The 16,825-nt window shown below is 61.6% G+C and carries 15 protein-coding genes; all 15 read right to left on the minus strand.

Annotated features, from left to right (window positions below; translation table 11 throughout):
• Positions 1–33: 33 nt before the first annotated feature.
• A complete protein-coding gene (locus tag VEK15_17030; protein HXV62407.1) occupies positions 34–714 on the minus strand; it encodes a MotA/TolQ/ExbB proton channel family protein in 681 nt (226 codons plus the stop codon).
• 60 nt (positions 715–774) lie between these two features.
• Entirely contained in the window at positions 775–1,467 is a 693-nt protein-coding gene (locus tag VEK15_17035) for an energy transducer TonB (GenBank protein ID HXV62408.1), read from the minus strand.
• Between the two features lie 350 nt (positions 1,468–1,817).
• Positions 1,818–2,639 (minus strand): energy transducer TonB, encoded by an 822-nt coding sequence (locus VEK15_17040; protein ID HXV62409.1) that lies wholly within the window; start codon positions 2,637–2,639, stop codon positions 1,818–1,820.
• A 61-nt stretch (positions 2,640–2,700) separates the two neighbouring features.
• Entirely contained in the window at positions 2,701–3,666 is a 966-nt protein-coding gene (gene secF, locus VEK15_17045; GenBank protein HXV62410.1) for a protein translocase subunit SecF, read from the minus strand.
• A 17-nt stretch (positions 3,667–3,683) separates the two neighbouring features.
• Entirely contained in the window at positions 3,684–5,231 is a 1,548-nt protein-coding gene (gene secD, locus VEK15_17050; GenBank protein HXV62411.1) for a protein translocase subunit SecD, read from the minus strand.
• 8 nt (positions 5,232–5,239) lie between these two features.
• Positions 5,240–5,572 carry a preprotein translocase subunit YajC gene (gene yajC / locus VEK15_17055; GenBank protein HXV62412.1) on the minus strand — a complete coding sequence of 111 codons (333 nt, stop codon included), beginning with the start codon at positions 5,570–5,572 and terminating at the stop codon, positions 5,240–5,242.
• 37 nt (positions 5,573–5,609) lie between these two features.
• Positions 5,610–6,719: a tRNA guanosine(34) transglycosylase Tgt gene (tgt, locus tag VEK15_17060; GenBank protein HXV62413.1), complete on the minus strand. Its 1,110-nt coding sequence runs from the start codon at positions 6,717–6,719 to the stop codon at positions 5,610–5,612.
• Positions 6,720–7,148: 429 nt separating this feature from the next.
• A complete protein-coding gene (locus tag VEK15_17065; GenBank protein ID HXV62414.1) occupies positions 7,149–7,982 on the minus strand; it encodes an HAD family hydrolase in 834 nt (277 codons plus the stop codon).
• Positions 7,983–7,991: 9 nt separating this feature from the next.
• The gene (locus tag VEK15_17070) at positions 7,992–10,013 is read right to left on the minus strand and encodes a HEAT repeat domain-containing protein (protein HXV62415.1); all 2,022 of its coding nucleotides are present in this window, start codon (positions 10,011–10,013) and stop codon (positions 7,992–7,994) included.
• A gap of 17 nt (positions 10,014–10,030) precedes the next feature.
• The gene (gene menC / locus VEK15_17075) at positions 10,031–11,134 is read right to left on the minus strand and encodes an o-succinylbenzoate synthase (protein HXV62416.1); all 1,104 of its coding nucleotides are present in this window, start codon (positions 11,132–11,134) and stop codon (positions 10,031–10,033) included.
• Between the two features lie 6 nt (positions 11,135–11,140).
• Positions 11,141–12,457, minus strand: coding sequence for an RIP metalloprotease RseP (rseP, locus tag VEK15_17080; protein HXV62417.1), 1,317 nt, complete (start codon positions 12,455–12,457; stop codon positions 11,141–11,143).
• A 45-nt stretch (positions 12,458–12,502) separates the two neighbouring features.
• The gene (locus VEK15_17085; protein HXV62418.1) at positions 12,503–13,660 is read right to left on the minus strand and encodes a 1-deoxy-D-xylulose-5-phosphate reductoisomerase; all 1,158 of its coding nucleotides are present in this window, start codon (positions 13,658–13,660) and stop codon (positions 12,503–12,505) included.
• 23 nt (positions 13,661–13,683) lie between these two features.
• Entirely contained in the window at positions 13,684–14,478 is a 795-nt protein-coding gene (locus VEK15_17090) for a phosphatidate cytidylyltransferase (GenBank protein ID HXV62419.1), read from the minus strand.
• A 22-nt stretch (positions 14,479–14,500) separates the two neighbouring features.
• Positions 14,501–15,289: an isoprenyl transferase gene (locus VEK15_17095; protein HXV62420.1), complete on the minus strand. Its 789-nt coding sequence runs from the start codon at positions 15,287–15,289 to the stop codon at positions 14,501–14,503.
• Between the two features lie 415 nt (positions 15,290–15,704).
• The coding region (locus VEK15_17100) for a polysaccharide biosynthesis C-terminal domain-containing protein (protein HXV62421.1) at positions 15,705–16,825 on the minus strand (1,121 nt) is incomplete at its 5' end.

Consider the following 16,825-nt stretch of genomic DNA (forward strand, 5'->3'; position numbering starts at 1 on the left):
AACGTTATCTCCTTTGCTGGACTGCGGCGGAACTCAGGAAGTGGCCGTCTTCTTCGCCATGTAGTCGATGAGCTCGGACGCGCTGTTGTCCATCTCGACGGTGAATCCCTCGACTCGCGTGGTCAGGTAGTTGAAGGCCCAGACGGCCGGGATGGCTACGAACAGACCGAACGCCGTGGCGATGAGCGCCTCCGCGATTCCCGCCGATACCGCGCCGATACCGCCGGAGCCGGTGAGCGCCATACCGCGAAAAGCGTTGATGATACCGGCGACCGTTCCGAACAGACCCACGAACGGAGCTGTCGCCCCCACGGTGGCCAGGCCGGATAGGCCGCGCCTGAGGTCGGTCAGGTTCAGAGCCGTTGCGCGCTCGATCGCCCGGTGAGCAGCTTCCATCATGTCGTCACGGGAGCCTTCCCCGCTCTCCTTCTGGAACTGGTACTCCTGGAGGCCCGCCAGAAGAACTTTCGCCAGGTGGCTGTTCTTGACGTCCTTGGAGCTGCTGATTTTGATGGCGTCTTGAATCTTCCCATCCTTCAAGAGCTTCGCTACCTTCGGCGCATAGGCCCGTGACTGCTTCTTTGCTTTCCGGTAGGTCATGAAGCGTTCGATCATCACGCTCAGGGAGTAAATGGACATCATCAACATGGTGAAGTTGACCAGCTTCGCCGTGAGCCCCATGTGGTTCCAAATATCGAGCAGGCTAAACTGCATTATTTCCTCCTGTGTATAAACCTTAGGTAGACGCGAGAAGTTCTTTGTATCAAGCTCCGGTTAGCTCAACGCGAAGTTGACCGTGACCGTCATGACGATCGGTACCGGCACGCCGTTCAGGAGCGTCGGCTCGTATTTCCACTGCTTGACGGCATCGATTGCCGATTGGTCGAGTAGTGGAATCGAGCGGAGCACTCTCACGTTGGTAACGGTTCCCTGAGGATCGATGATGGCCTCGAGGATGACGATGCCCTGAACTCGGGCTTGCTTCGCGATATCCGGATAAGTCGGCGCGACGTCCTTGATCTTGTTGGGCGGGCGAATGTTTCCGCCAACTCGCACCGGCTCCTGTTTCGGAGGGGGTGGTGGTGCTTCGGGAAGCCCTCCCACGATTCCGCCGATGACCCCACCCGGGACCCCTCCCTCGACACCGCCGGGGACTCCGAAATCGATCCCCATGTCCATGCCGATTTCGTCCGGGATCTCCACCGGAGCTACGAACTGCGGGGTGGTGGCCAGCACCGGACGGGGAGCCGTCGGCCTCGGCGCCGCCTTCGGGGGAGGCGGCGGTGGCGGTGGCGGAGGGGGCGGAGGGGGCGTCGCCATGAAGGTCATGATTCCCTCGGGCGTGGGCAGGTTGTCGGTGGCCATCAACGGCACGACGATCATCGCGAAGATGATTCCGCCCTGCAGCAGAAGCGAGGTCATGAAGCTCGCGAGGGATCTTCCCGCGCGACCCCCCTCCGGCGTCAATGCAAGATCAAATAATTCTTTGGGCACGGCGATCAGTGCTCCTTTCCGGAGAAGAATGAATCACTTCGAATGACAAGATGGCATGGCCTTTATCCGGTCCGTCGGACAGACTACGAAATTCCAGTACCATACTGCGCGGTTAGACACCGCCCATCACGAAAGGTTCCAGTCGGGCCACTCGAAAAATCAACATACCGCCGACAACTCGTGGGAACTCGAAGCCAACTGGAGTCGTATCCATATCGACAAGCGACCTCGCTGTCAACTGATGAGGGGAGATCCGCAACTGTCTCCCTCGAGCAGCGTATGCTAATCGCGGCGTTGCCTCGTGTCAAGCCGCTACGAGGATCTCAATAGAGACGGAACCGCACGACGAGGTCGCTCACCGCGGGGATCGGTCGGCCGTTCTTGGTCGCAGGCTCGAACAGCCAGCGAGATTCGACCATTTGGATCGCCTCCTCATCGAGCGTGGGGATCGAGCGGCGAACCTCGAGTACCTGGACCTTCCCCTTCTCATCGATGAGAACGCGGAGCACGACCGCTCCGGAAACGTTGTCGCGAACCGCCGCCTTGGTGTAGCTCGGCAGCGGCATTCGGATAGGGCTCGGACCCACATCGGGCTTGGGCAGAGGAGGGACCACCGTCCCTTTCCCCCCGAGGACGCCTCCCACCAGTCCACCGGGGACTCCGCCAACCACACCCCCGGGGATGTCACTATCCATTCCGTCGGCGAGGCCCTGGTCGAAGCCCAGGTCGGCGCCGAACGAGACGTCGAACTCAGGGCTAAGGATCTCGTCGGACATTATCAAGCGACGCGAAGGGGGATCCAGAATCGCCGCATCATGAAGGCGTGGAATCACCGCCGACTCGATGGGAATCAAGCTCGGATCTCCTCGCAGCTGAGGGGGCGGCGGGGGAGCGGCGAACCAGAACACCAGGGGTTTCAACGCCGGTGTGAGCGGTGCGTCCACGGAAAAGACGGCCAGCAGACCGAAGGTCGCCAATGCGACGGCATGGGCGGCAATGCCCAGAGGAGCACCCGACCATCGGTCGCCGCGCAGGCCTCCCGCGGCGAGGCGGATCGTGCTGCCGAGGCAGGTGGGTCGCGCGCTAGGTCGTTCTCCGGTCGCGCTGGCTTCTGGAGGCCGCTTCTGACCACCCCATTCGATCAAGGGACGTCTCCTCCATCGCTCGCCGACGGTGGCGCACGATAGCTAATATTACAACAGGATCTTACACGCGCGCGGCTCGTTCTTCGGGCTTGGTCTTGGCTTTGCGGCGTTGGGACGCCGGCCGGTCTCGATACCGGCGCCACCACAAAACGATGGGCGAGGCGATGGCGATGGACGAGTAGGTTCCGATGATGATTCCCGTGACCAGAACGAAGGAGAAGCCCCGCAGGACCTCGCCCCCGAGGGCATAGAGGGCCACCACGGCAAAGAAAGTGAGGCCGGAAGTCAGGATGGTGCGACGCAGCGTCTGATTGATCGACAGATTCATAATTTCGCGGAGCGAGGTCCGCCGCGCGAGCTGACGGTTCTCCCTGACCCGGTCGAAGATTACAATGGTGTCGTTCACCGAGTAACCCACGAGAAAGAGAAACGCGGCGATGATGTTCAGACTGATCTCGTGGTTGAAGACCGAGACCAGTCCCAGGGTCAGCACCACGTCATGAAAGACGGCCACGGTGGCACCCACTCCGTAAATGGGCTCGAAACGGAAGCCGATGTACAAGAGCATCGCCCCCATGGCGAAAAGCGTGGCATTTCGCGCCTGTCGGCGAAGCGTCTCACCCACGACCGGCCCGACGATCTCGGTGGAGACATCGACGAGCTCGTTGTCGGGCAAATTGTTTCTGAGGGCATCGAGGATACGGGTCGCGGTGGCGTCTAGCTCCACCGTGTCGTCGCCTCTTCGCTCGACCCGGATCATCACCAGGTTCATCTCCTCCCGGTCGTAGCGCTGGATGACGGCCTCGCCGATGCCGGCATTCGAGAGAACGCGCCTGATCTCTTCGATCTGCGGCGTCTTCTCGAATCGCGGGTAGACGATGGTTCCCTCGGAAAAATCGATCCCGTACCTCAGTCCACCTTTCCTCGCGATATCGAGCACGCCGATCGAGGCAACGATGAGTGAGAACGCGATGAAGTACCACCGGTACTTGAGCCAATCGATGCTGGTGTCGCCGATGAAATCCATTTACCGCCTCTCGGTTTTCAGATGCTGAGCGCCTCGACCTGCCGGCCCGAGAGCACGAAGTCGAAAATGAAGCGGGAGACGAAGATCGCGGTGAACATGTTCGACAGCAAACCGATGCTCAGCGTCACGGCGAATCCTTGCACCGGACCGGTTCCGAACTGGAAGAGAATCACAGCCGCCACGAGGCTCGTCAAATTGGCGTCGAAGATCGTCCAGAACACCTTGCCGAAGCTCGCCGATATGGCCGTGCGCGGAGTCTTTCCGCTCCGCATCTCCTCCTTGATGCGCTCGAAAATCAGCACATTGGCGTCCACGCCGACGCCGATGGTCAGGATGACTCCGGCGATTCCGGGCAGTGTGAGTGTCGCCGAGAAGTAGGCCAGAGCGGCCACGAGAATCAGGACGTTGAGTGCGAGGGCGATGACGGCGTTGACGCCGGAGAGTCGATAATAAAAGAGTACGAACAAGACCACGGCGGCGAGTCCGACCAGGGAAGCGGTGACGCCACTGCGGATGGAGTCGGCTCCCAGGCTGGGTCCGACGGTCCGCTCCTCCTGATACTCGAGCGAAGCGGGCAGGGCGCCGGAGCGCAGTTTGATGGCGAGATCCTGAGCTTCCTCCACGGTGAAGTTTCCCGTGATCTGCCCCTGATCGTAGATGGCGCTCTGGATGACGGGAGCGGAGACGACGTTGTTGTCCAGGACGATCGCGAGCTGTCGACCGATGTTGGCCCGCGTTTCACGCTGGAAGCGGCTCGCGGCCTCGGGCTTGAGCGTGAAAGACACGTTGGGGGTATTGGTATCGTAGTCGAGCGAGCGCCGTGCGTTCTTCAGGTCGCGGCCGGTTATGACCGGGACTCTCTCGACGAGGTAGTAGTACTTGTCGGTTCCCCCGGTCTCGGCGATCCCGGAGAGGATCTCGGTTCCCGGAGGCTGAGGGCGGCCTCCGAGCAGTTGGTCCTCGGAGAAACCCCGTCCCTGAACGAGCCGCAGCTCGAGCTTTGCCGTCTCCCTGATGAGTCCTTTGGCCCGTTCGATGTCGTCGAAGCCGGGAAGCTGGACCAGAATTTGGTTACCGGAGTCGCCGTGAGGCGCGATCACGGGCTCGGCCACACCTAGCTCGTCGACGCGACGACGGATCGTCTCGATGGCCTGGGCGACGGTCTCCTCCCTCAGGATCGACCTCGCGGCCTGCCGGTACTCGAGCTCCCATTGTCCGCCTCCGCGAGCCAGGACCTCCCAGCTCCCGAAGTTGGTCTCGACGAGGGTCCTGAAGGCACTGTCCTTCGTGCCGTCGACGCCGGTCACCCGGAGCTTTCCCGCCTCTTCTTTCTCGATGGCGTCGAAGGCGATGCTCTCCTCGTCGAGCGATTGACCGAGAATCTCGGAGGCCTCGTCGGTCACGGCATTGAGAGCATCCTCGGTATTCACCTTCATGATCAGATGGATGCCACCTTTGAGATCGAGGCCGAGCTTGATCTTCTCCTCGGGGGGGTAGAACGACCAAACGCACAAACCCGTCACCGCGAGGATGAGGGCGGCTTTCCAACGCAGGTTCTTTCTCATGGAATGAGCTACTTCTTCGCAGCCGCGGCTGCAAGGCGGGCCTTGGACGACTCCTCAACGAGCTGGGTGATAGCCGATTTCGCGACTTGAATCTTTACGTGCTCCGCCACCCGTAATTGGACGGAATCGTCGCTCACGCCGACGACGGTGCCGTAGATTCCGCCGCTGGTCAAGACCCGATCTCCGTTCTTCAGCTGGCTCAGCATCGTCTCGGTATCCTGCTGCTTCTTTCGCATCGGCCGGATGACGATGAGGTAGAAGACGGCAAAGATGACGAGCATGAGCAGAATCTGGTTGCTCAAGAACGCACCCGAACCTTGAAGAGGCACGACGGCAAGCATCAACAGGACAACATGATAGTTTAGCTCAAAGGGTCGTTCAAGCCGATCCGTCGGCAACCCGGGAGCGCTCTTCGTCGAGAAGGGTTGAGAAGGTGCCTTCCTCGATGGCAGAACGGATGCGGCGCAAAAGCGCGAAGTAGAAATGTAGGTTATGGATGGTGTTCAGCGTCGCGGAGCTCATCTCGCGGGCGAGGAACAGATGCCGCAGGTAAGCTCGGGAGAAGTTCCGACAGGTGTAGCAGAGGCACCGAGGATCCAGTGGTGCCGGGTCGTCGGAATAGCGGGCGTTCTTGATCGCGATTTTCCCCGTCGAAACGAATAACGTGCCGTTTCGAGCGTTCCTCGTGGGAAGAACGCAGTCGAACAGGTCGACTCCGCGCTCCACCGACTCGAGGATGTCTAGAGGCGTTCCCGCTCCCATCAGGTATCGCGGTTTGTCCCCGGGGAGCTCTTCGGCCACGGCTTCAGTCATCGCGAGCGTGAGCGCGATCGGTTCGCCGACCGCTAGGCCACCGATTCCGTAACCGGGAAAGTCCAAGTCGACGAGCGCTCGGGCGTGCTCACGACGCAGGTCTTCGTACACCCCGCCTTGCACGATGCCGAACAGCGCCTGATCGCCTCGACGGTGTGCCTGCTTGGAGCGCCGGGCCCACTCCAGAGTGCGGCGGCAAGCCTCGCGAGCGCTCGTGGTGTCGGCAGGATAGACGATGCATTCGTCGAGCACCATCGCGATGTCCGAGCCGAGCTTTTCCTGGATGTCGACCGCCCGTTCCGGGGTCAACAGGTGAAGCGAGCCGTCGAGGTGGGAGCGGAAGGTAACGCCGCCGTCGTCGACGCGTCTCAAGGCCGCGAGACTCGCGATTTGAAAACCGCCGCTATCGGTCAGAATCGGCCGTCGCCAGGAGATGAGGTCATGGAGTCCGCCGAGCGCCGCGACCCGTTCGGCCCCCGGTCGAAGCATAAGATGATAGGTGTTGGCCAGAATGATCTGGGAATCCAGCTCTTCCAGCTGCCTCTGGGTCAACGCCTTTACCGCGCCCTGGGTGGCGACCGGCATGAACGCTGGGGTATCCACTGGACCGTGGGTCGTCGTGAGGACACCCCGGCGCGCCCGTCCGCAACCTGCGGTCAAGGCGAAACTCACCATCGACTCGCGCGCCTAACGCGTTCTATCCAAAGCACCAACGCCGTTTTTCCCATCGACAAAAGGCTTGACACACTACTCTGGCTTCCTTATGCTACATCTAGTATGTCAAGCCCAGACTCAAACGACTTATAGTTGTTGAGTTCCCCGTAGCAGTCGTCTGTGAGGGGGTCGTCCGGTCTTGGCATATGTCGTGGAGAGACCGAAGATGAACGGAAGCGTTCGATTCCTTCGAACGGCAAAGAGCTCACTCGGCCTCCTCTACGAAACCCCCTAAGGAGAGGAGGCGAGAACACAATGGCAAAGAAGAAGAGAGCTAAGAAAGCGGCCAAGAAAACAGCGAAGAAAGCCGCCAAGAAGAAGAAGTAAGTCTTCCTCAGGGGTACCGAGAGAGGGGGTGAGTTCATCACCCCCTTCTTTTTTCCTCACCCCTCAACTCAACACATATCGCCGAATCGCTTCGGCGACTCCGGCGTCGTCGTTGGTCGAAGTCGTCGCCAACCCATGAGCGCGCAGCGCGCTCGACGCGTTTCCCATTACGATGCCGAGGCCCGCGCGCTCCAGCATTTCGACGTCGTTCCAGTTGTCTCCGATGGCGATCGTTTCCTCGAGGGTGATTCCCAAATGGCTCGCGAGGAACTCGAGCGCCACCGCCTTCGTCGCTTCTTCGGACAGGACATCGAGAAGCGCGAAGTCCTCGTCGGCATACTCCGTTCGCGCCGTGGCGAATCCGAGACCTCGCGGGGCGAGCGCGTGTCGCAGGGCCTTCTCGAAGGCACGGATGGAATCGACTCCGTCGGTGAAGCCGATCTGCACCGGGTCGCGCAGGAGCCTGAAGTCGTCCACCCATTGGGCGTTCGGCTGCCTCTCGCCGAGGTAACGTTTCAACGAAGGAAGATCTCGCGCCGAGGATCTCAGGATGATATGGCCCTCGCCATTCGGCCCATCGTGGACCACGGGCTCCATGGGAAACTCCCGCGCGAAGCGCAGAATCTCGCAAGCCGCCGCCCGCGGTAGCATCCTTCGCCGAAGAATGGCTCCCTCGAGCCCCTCTCTCACGATGGCGCCGCTGTTGGCCACCACGTAAGCCGGTTGGAGAGGAGCGAGGAGTCGTCGTAGCGAGGAGAACCGTCGGCCGCTGACGACGGCAACCGCGATTCCTGCTCCAGATATCTCCTCGATTGCGCTCAGGTTGTCCGCCGGGATTCTTTTCGCGGAGTCGAGCAGGGTCCCATCGAGGTCGATGGCGACGAGCCGGTAGTGCACGGGGCGGAACTATTCGCCCCGGTAGGGAGACGTAATGCCGTCCCAGATGGTGACGTCCAGAACGGAATCCCCGCGCTCGATTCGGTCGACGACGTCCATTCCCGTCGTGACCTGTCCGAACACGGTAAAGCGTCCGTCGAAACCAGGCTCGGGCAAGTGAGTAATGAAGAACTGGCTTCCGCCCCAGTCCTTTTCCTCCTCCCACAGGGCCACCGTTCCCCTGAGGAATGGCCTTTCGTTGATTTCCGATCTAATCGAATAGCCCGGACCTCCGTTGCCGTCGGCCCTCGGGTCACCCGTTCGGATGAAACCGTTGGGGACGACCTCGTGAAACGTCAGTCCATCGTAGAAACCCTTGCGCGCGAGCTCGATGAAGTTTTTCACCGTCAGGGGCGCGTCGGCGATGAAAAGCTCCAGCTCGATGGTCCCGCGTCCGGTCCGGATGAACGCCTGCGGCGTGTAGGGGGCCTCGATGAAAGCCTGGTAGTGCTCGAGACCGTAACGGCTGGGGAGCGCGCGCACATCGCTCCCCAGAATCGCCGCCGAGCGCCGTCTCAGCAAGTAGCTCGAGTCGTCTTCGGCAGCTCGGGCGAGCTCGCTGCCCCGCTCGCCATCGAGCCAGTCGATGGCCGATAGCATCGCCACCTTCGCCCGCTCGTCCGTTTCGGCGTGAAAAGCCTGCTCCAAGGGCCCCAGGGCAGCTTCATTCCGGAGGTGCGCAAGACGGTTGGCTGCGGCGACGCGTTCGAACGGATCCTCCGCCCGCAATCTCTCGATGAAAAGCCCGGTCGGATCTTCGTCATCCTGATGCGCGAGATTGCGCAGGACCGCCCCGCGGACGCGAGCGTCCGGGTCGTCGAGTGAATCCCGAAGTCGGGTCCGGGCGAGCTTGCTCCCCATCTTTCCGAGGGTCTCCACCACCGCGACTCGGGTCCCCCAGTCGGGATCCACACCCACGCCCGACAAGAGAAGAAAGAAGCTCTCCTCGTCCTGATGCGCCAGCGCGGAGAGCGCGAGTCCTCGCACCCAGGCGATCTCGCTGCCGAGAAGATCGATGAGAGGGTCGACGGCCTCGGGATGGCGCAAGACGGAAAGAGCTTTCAACACCTCGACCTGGACGTATCTCGTGTCTTCGGTGAGGTGGGTAATCAAATCGGGCACCAGCTCCTCGAGCCCCAGCCGCGCCGAGGCGCGAATGGCTTCGATGCGGACTTTCTCGTTGGGGTCGAACAGGAGCACGCGAAGCTGGTCGCGAGACTGCTCCGGCACGGTGCCGCCGAGACCGCGCGCACCGTAGAGCCTCAAAACGGGGTCGGGTGAGCCCGCGTAGAACAAAAAGATCGAGGAAAGCTGTTCGCCCGGGAGATTGCTGGCCGCCCAGGCCGCAGGCCACCAGGCGAGACGCGGTGTGCCGCCTTCGGTGGCGAGCAGACCCCACGCCCAGCGCACACTCTCGAGCTTAGACAGGGCGAACAGCGAGAGCCGCTCGGCGAAATGCGGAAAACGCATCTCGGAGCTCGTCATCGACGCCGTCCAGCCGTAGGGCTCCTGGCCCCGGGGCAAATCGGACGCGATCGCGTCGGCAATGGGCTCTGCTGCCTCTTCGCCCACCTTGCGCGCAAGCGTCTCGGCGGCCCGTCCCCGGACAGAAGCCGACTCGTCGGACAGGGTTTCGAGCAGCTCGTCCCGGGCCGACGGCGGTAGTTCGGTCTCGTACAGCCCGAGGGCGAAGGCCGCCGTCGTTCTCACATAGGCCGAGGGGTCGGAGAGCAAGGGGACGAGCCGGGAGGCGGTCTGCCCGATACCGATTCGACCGAGCGCGAGCGCCGCCCGCGCCCGCAGCCGAGCGTCAGGGTCCGTCAGTCTCGCCTCGATCTCGCCGCCCCCGAGCGATCGCTCGTCCTCGAGCTTCACCAGCCGGGCATATTTGATCTCGAAGGGTGGCTCGATGGTTGGCGCGGGTGTGCTGGCGCAATCCACGCAGACCACCGCGAGAATTGCCGCCGCGAGCGGGCCAGAGAATCGTGTCATCGGCGGTCGAAGCGGAATCAGCGGTTCAGAATCCGACGCGAGACGCGATGCTTCTCCACCTTGTCCCAGAGGACCTGATAGCCGATTCCAGGCCCTCGAGGAACCTCGATGGTCCCGTCGGGTCTCACCTCGACTCGGGGCTCGATGAGCTCCTCGACGAAGTAGCGTTTCGAGTCGGCCACGTCTCCCGGAAGGGTGAAGTTTGCGAGCGTCGAGAGGTGAACGTTGTGTGCGCGTCCGATCCCGCTCTCGAGCATCCCGCCGCACCAAACCGGGATTCCGCGTTCGCCCGCGAGCCTCTGGATGTCGCGCGATGCGGATAGGCCACCGACCCGGCCGGCCTTTATGTTGATGATTCGGCAGGCCCCCATCTCGATGGCACTGCGGGCATCCCCGAGCGAATGGATGGACTCGTCGAGACAAACCGGCGTTCTTATCTTCTTCTGGAGAGTCGCATGATTCCACATATCCTCGTAATGGAGGGGTTGCTCCACCATCATCAAGTCGAACGCGTCCAACTCCTGGAACAGAGGCAGGTCGTCGAGTGTGTAGGCGCTGTTGGCATCGACCATCAGCGGAGTATCGGGGAATCGCTCTCGCACCTGGCGCACCACGGCGACATCCCATCCCGGTTTGATCTTGATGCGGCGATAACCGTCGCCGATCTCGGTTGCGATCTTCTCGAGCAGCTTTCCCACGGAGTCCTGAATCCCGATCGAAACCCCGGACGCGATCTCGGTTCGTTCTCCGCCGAGGACGATGCCCAGGGGTTCACCCCGCATCCGCGCGTAGGCCTCCCAGAACCCCATCTCGACGGCGGCCTTGGCCATATTGTGTCCCCGTATGTGCCGCAGCGAGGGCAGGAGCTCGTCGGGGTGCTGGTATTCGGACTTCAGGACGACGGGAGCGATGAAGTCTTCGATGGCATGGAGCGAGGTCTTGACGGTCTCGTAGGAGTAGCTCGGCGCCTCGTCGGCGATGCACTCGCTGACGCCCGTCACACCGTCGACGACGACCTCGAGGAGCAGGAATCGTTGATAGGTGACTCGCGAGAAGCTCGTCTCGAAGAAATGCTTGAGGTCGAGCTTTACTTCGTGGATGGTGATCGATTCGATACGCAAGAGGGGCTACCAGGGGAGGTACTTGCCGATGGCGTCGATTCTCGATAAATCGACGTAGATGACAGTGGCCATGAGAAGCAGCAACATCACCAGGCCGACTTGCAAGATTCTTTCCTTGACCTGAAGGCTGAAGTCACGACCCGCCAGGCCCTCGAGAGCGATGATCGCCATATGCCCGCCGTCGAGCAGGGGAATGGGCAGTAGATTCAATATCCCCAGATTGATGCTCAGGAAGGCGACGAAGAGGAACAAGGCTCTCGCCCCCCTCCTCGCCGTCTCGCCGGACGCCTCGGCGATGCCGATCGGGCCGGACATCTGCCGAACCGACGCTTGTCCCGTGACCAGTCTTCCCAGGACGACGTAGAGCAGGCGAATCAGCCGCCCGCTTTCGTTCACCGCGGCGCCGAGCGCCAGAACCGGGTTTCGAATCTGATGAGTTACCGTGGGGGCCGAGTCGAACTGGATTCCGATGAGCCAACGGTCGTTCGCGCGTTTGGGCGTCAGCTCGAAGTCTATCGTCTCGTTATCACGAAGAACCGAGAGCGAGACTCTCTCGCCACCTTTGGACTCGATCGCGTCGATGAGCTCTTCGAAGTGGAAGATCGGCTTGTCGTCCACTCGGGTGATGATGTCGCCTTCCTGCATTCCCGCTGCCTTTGCGGGAAAGTCGTCGGACAGGCTCGTCACCTTGGGCTGCACCGGAGGCAACAAACCCGTGTAGGGGATCTGGTCCTCGGTTCTGGTCTCGACGAGTACGTCCTTCTCGATGCGCTCTCCGTCTCGAAGAAGAGTCAGCGTCAGGGTGTCGTTGGCGTGCACGATGAAGGCATCGATCGCGTCGCTCCAGGTATCGATCGACGAGCCATCAATCGCAACGATCTGGTCCCCCGGTCGCACGCCGGAACGGGCCGCGGGCGAGTCCTCGGCGACGAAGCGGACGAAGGCCGGATCGTCGAGTCCCGCGGGCTTTTCCATGCCGACCATGAACAGGATGGTGAGAATGCCAATGGTGAGAACGAGGTTCATCAGCGGACCGGCGAAATAGATCGCGAGACGCTCCCATTTGGTGCGGCTCATGAACTCCCGGGGATCGCCGGTGGCGTCGATGGGATTGTCCCCCGCCATTTTGACGTAGCCACCGATGGGCAGGAGGCACAACTGGTATTCGGTGTCGCCCCACTTTCGCCCGATGAGCTTGGGTGGAAAGCCGAAGGAGAAGACCTTAACGCGAACCCCGATGATCTTCGCCGTAAAGAAATGGCCGGCTTCGTGAAAGAGAACGACCAGCCCGAAAACGAAGGCGAAGGCGAGCAAAGTGGTCATCAGTACACTATTTTAGCGCGCTCCCGGGACTTTTTGCGCGAGCTGTTAATTTGCCGAGGCGTAGGCGCCGAGCAGGCGTTCGGCCTCCTCTCGTGCCCAGCGGTCCGCGTCGATCACGACCGAAAGATCTTCGGCAGGCTTCGGAGCATGGCGGGACAGCGTCTCGGCGAGGACCTCGCCAATGGTCAAAAAGCCGATACGGCGCTCGAGGAACGCGGCCACGGCGACCTCGTTTGCGGCATTGAGGACGGCCGGCGCGGTGTCACCGAGCTCGAGGGCGCGGTAGGCGAGTGCGAGGCAAGGAAAGCGCTCGAAGTCGGGAGGCTCGAAATCCAGTTTCATCGGCGTTTCCAGGTCGAGGGGGCTGAGGCCGCTATCCAATCGTTCGGGATACGTGAGGGCGTATTGAATGGGCAGCCTCATGTCGGTGACGCCGAGTTGGGCGATCAGCGAGCCGTCCTCGAACTCCACCATCGAATGTACGGTCGATTGCGGATGCACGACGACTCGAATGCGATCGGGGGACGCGCCAAACAGCCAACGGGCCTCGATGACTTCGAGACCCTTGTTCATCATCGTCGCGGAATCGATCGTGATCTTCTGACCCATCTGCCATGTGGGATGCTTCAACGCTTGCTCGGGAGTGACCTCGCGCATCTCCGCGAGGCTGAGGTTGCGGAAAGGGCCACCGGAGGCCGTGAGCCAGATTCGGCGTAACCGCTCGGAACGGCCCGCGAGACACTGGTGGATCGCATTGTGCTCGCTGTCCACCGGCAGGAGTGAGGCACCGGAGCGGCGGACCGCTTCCATCATGAGCCGGCCGGCCATCACCAGGGTCTCCTTGTTCGCCAGGGCCACGACCTTCCCCGCCTCGATGGATTCGAGCGTGGGAACGAGCCCGACGGCGCCCACGGTGGCGGAGACGACGAGCTCCACATCGGGGTGAGTTGCCACTTCGACGAGACCCTCGACCCCACTCTTGACCTGCACGCCATCGAGCTCGGTTCGAAGCCTTCGGGCATCCGCCTCCTCGACCACGCTGACGAGCTCCGGGCGGTGGGCGGCGATTTGATCCCGGAAGGTCTCGATATTCCTTCCCGCCGCCAGTCCCACGACTCGAAACCGTCGCGGGAACCGCTCGATCACACGAAGGGTACTCCTCCCGATCGATCCCGTTGATCCGAGAATGGCGACGCCCTTCACGATAGTGGGAATATTCTAAGCGATCACGACGTCCACTTCACGTAAACGAAAAGCACCGGCGCCGCGAAGAGGAGGCTGTCGATGCGGTCGAGAAGGCCGCCGTGGCCGGGCAGCAGGTGGGATGTGTCTTTCACACCCGCCGAACGTTTCAGTAGCGATTCGAAGAGATCGCCGAGCACTCCCGAAAGCGACAAAACGAAGCCGAGTGCCAGGGCGCGCGCGGGCGAGAGCCACGTAACGTAAGACGCTTGCAGGGCGGCCGCGGTCACGACCGAACCGAGAAGACCACCCGCCAAACCTTCGATCGTCTTCTTGGGGCTCAACACCGGAGCGAGGCGATGCTTTCCCAGCGCCCGGCCCGCGTAGAAGGCGCAGGCATCCCCCATCATGATCACCGCCAGGAGGAAGATGACCCACAGCCGCGCCTGGTGATCCGTGGGAGCGGTTCGCAGCCAGACAACGCTTCCAAGAGGCGCGCCCAGATAGAACGCCCCGAAGACCGTGGCCGCAATGCTGACGTTGGTGCCTCGGACCGGTCCGAGCGCGAGGACGGCGGCGACACCGATCACGATGGCGGCCACGGGCAGGAGGTCCTGGAAGAGAGGGAAACGGGGGTGAAACGCCAGAGTCGTCACCGCGACCACGAGATAGCCGACGGGGAGCGGAGGACCGCCCACGTCCGCCATCAGCCGCGCGAGCTCCCGATAGGCAGCGAGTGCGACGCCGAGAACCAGCGCAACGAACAATGTGGCGGAGCCTGCCAGGATGATGACAAGCAGCAGAGGAACACCGATGGCAGCGGTCAGAATTCGAGTCATCGCTCGAATGGGTCGTGGCGAATCAGGCCGTGCTGCGGGCCGCGATCCCTCCGTAGCGCCGCTCTCGTTTCTGGAAGGCGATGATGGCTTCGAAGAGGTCGCGCTTCCGGAAGTCTGGCCAGAGGGTTTCCGTCACCCATATCTCGGCATAGGCGATTTGCCAGAGAAGAAAGTTCGAGACACGCATCTCACCGCTCGTTCGGATCAGAAGGTCCGGATCGGCGATTCCGGCAGTGTAGAGCTTCGCTGCGAGGAGGGTTTCGTCGACCCGGGGGGCTTCGCCGCGCTCGACGGCCTCGTCGACGATGGCCTGACAGGCGTCGACGATCTCGGCGCGGCCACCGTAGTTGAGAGCCACGTTGAAGAGAAGCCCGCGATTGTTCCGAGTCATCTCCATTCCGTTGTGAAGCTCTTCTACGACATCGGAGGGGAGGTTCTGCAATCGGCCAAGCACTCGAAACCGGACGTCGTTCGCCATCAATGTGGGAAGCTCGAGATGCAGGTACTGCTTGAGAAGCTTCATCAGGACCTCGACCTCGCTCTTCGGCCGCTTCCAGTTCTCGACCGAGAATGCATAGAGAGTGAGAACCGACAGGTCAAGTCGCGCGCAAGTTTCGACGGCCTCGCGTACCGATGCGATGCCGGCCAGATGGCCCTCCACCCGGGGAAGCTCGCGCCGGTGTGCCCAGCGCCCGTTACCGTCCATGATGACCGCGATATGCCGGGGAAGCCGGTCGAGGTCGATCCGCTCGAACAGCTCACGTTCGATTGAGCCCTCGGCGGTGACTTCGAGAATGTCCTGCCGGCTCATATCCGTCGATCACCGAACTTTAGCACATCGGCGTCGGAATCGCTGACGACCGGACGCGAATTCAGAAACCCTTGAGCGTGAATGATTTCCATTGAGACGGTTCCTATTGGACGTGTGGCACCTGTCGGGATCGCTTACACACCGAAGGCGCGGTTTGCGGACCGCGAGGTCCGTAGTCTGATTGTTTGCAGCAGATAGCAGCATTCTGATGGCATGGCACGATCGTTGCAAAACTTCGGTTCGTCTCGGGTCTGGAGACGTCAATGCGTCTGCGCGTGCCGACCCGAAGCTCCTTCGCGCCGGGAGGTTTGGATTTAGGATTTGCGCCGGGACCACGCCTGACCACTCGGCCCCTCGGCAGGCCCTTCTCCTCTCCAGGGGGGAGAAGGGCACCGCCGTAACTCTCGGATTCAAGCTAGAACCCCAAACGGGTCGCGATCTTCTTCAGGATCACGCGGTCGTCCTCGGACAATCTCATGGCGATCAGGAGGATTCCGTAGGCGAGGCACAGGAGTGGACCCATCAGAAGGAGCTGCGCCATGGGTTGGTCGGTCCAAAAGCCATGCTGGAGGTAGGCCGTCAGGCTGCCGGCGACAAGGATGGCGACGATCGGTTTCAGGGTCGGTTTGCCGAAGGGCAACAGCCCGTCGAAGAGGAAAAACACTTGGAATAGTCGCAACGTGTTGTTGATGACGATCGTGATGGTTCCCGCCAGCGCTGCGCCCACCAATTGGAACTTCGGTACCAGCAGGACCGCCAACCCGATGGTACTGACCAGATAGACGATCGAGTTCAGAAGCCCCAGTCGTGAGTATCCCGTCATGTTGATGACGGTTCCGCAAACGCCGGTACTGACGTTGAACATCGCCCCGGCGGCAAGGATGATCAACCCGTTCGCGCCGGCGGTGAACTCCGAGCCGAAGATCGACAACAGAGTCTCGGCGAAGAGGACGATGGTCGCAAAAATCGGGAGATTGATGGTCAAAGCCCATTTGGAGGTCACTTGATAGAAGCGTTTGAGCTCGTCCGATGATCCCGTGCTGTGGAGCTCTGAGATGATTGGCGCCGAGATCGTACGGATCGAATCGAATGCCATGTTGCCAATCGCGCTCAAGGGCAGGATGGCGCCATAGATGCCAACATCTCGCATCACCCCGAAATATCCCAGGAAGAGCGTCTCCACGTGTCTCCCGAAGCGATTCAAGAGCCGTTGGAAATAGAGGGGCACCGAGAAGGCAAAAAGAGCCCTCAATTCCCGTTTCGCATCCCGTCGGCGCGAGGACGGAAACAGCCGATTGGCGAAGGCGAAAGCAATCGACACGGATCCGATCGCGGCCAACACGTAGCCGATCGCCAATCCGGTGATACCGAAACCAAGAACCAGGAGGGCAACGGCCAGGAGGAGCTTTATCAAATTGAATCCGATGTCGTCGGCATAGGTTCCGCATTGCACCTGCTTGAAGCCGGCACAGATAGCACCGAGCGCGGTGGTCACGACTCGGATCGGAATCGCCAAAACCATGATTTGCAAAACCG

The organism is Vicinamibacteria bacterium (assembly GCA_035620555.1).
Lineage (GTDB): Bacteria > Acidobacteriota > Vicinamibacteria > Marinacidobacterales > SMYC01 > DASPGQ01.

Bases quoted from the DNA above. Each gene is read 5' to 3' on its own strand.
- VEK15_17030 (HXV62407.1), bottom strand. From the start codon at position 714: ATGCAGTTTAGCCTGCTCGATATTTGGAACCACATGGGGCTCACGGCG.
- secF (HXV62410.1), bottom strand. From the start codon at position 3,666: ATGGATTTCATCGGCGACACCAGCATCGATTGGCTCAAGTACCGGTGG.
- secD (HXV62411.1), bottom strand. From the start codon at position 5,231: ATGAGAAAGAACCTGCGTTGGAAAGCCGCCCTCATCCTCGCGGTGACG.
- yajC (HXV62412.1), bottom strand. From the start codon at position 5,572: ATGCTTGCCGTCGTGCCTCTTCAAGGTTCGGGTGCGTTCTTGAGCAAC.
- tgt (HXV62413.1), bottom strand. From the start codon at position 6,719: ATGGTGAGTTTCGCCTTGACCGCAGGTTGCGGACGGGCGCGCCGGGGT.
- VEK15_17070 (HXV62415.1), bottom strand. From the start codon at position 10,013: ATGACACGATTCTCTGGCCCGCTCGCGGCGGCAATTCTCGCGGTGGTC.
- rseP (HXV62417.1), bottom strand. From the start codon at position 12,457: ATGACCACTTTGCTCGCCTTCGCCTTCGTTTTCGGGCTGGTCGTTCTC.
- VEK15_17090 (HXV62419.1), bottom strand. From the start codon at position 14,478: ATGACTCGAATTCTGACCGCTGCCATCGGTGTTCCTCTGCTGCTTGTC.
- VEK15_17095 (HXV62420.1), bottom strand. From the start codon at position 15,289: ATGAGCCGGCAGGACATTCTCGAAGTCACCGCCGAGGGCTCAATCGAA.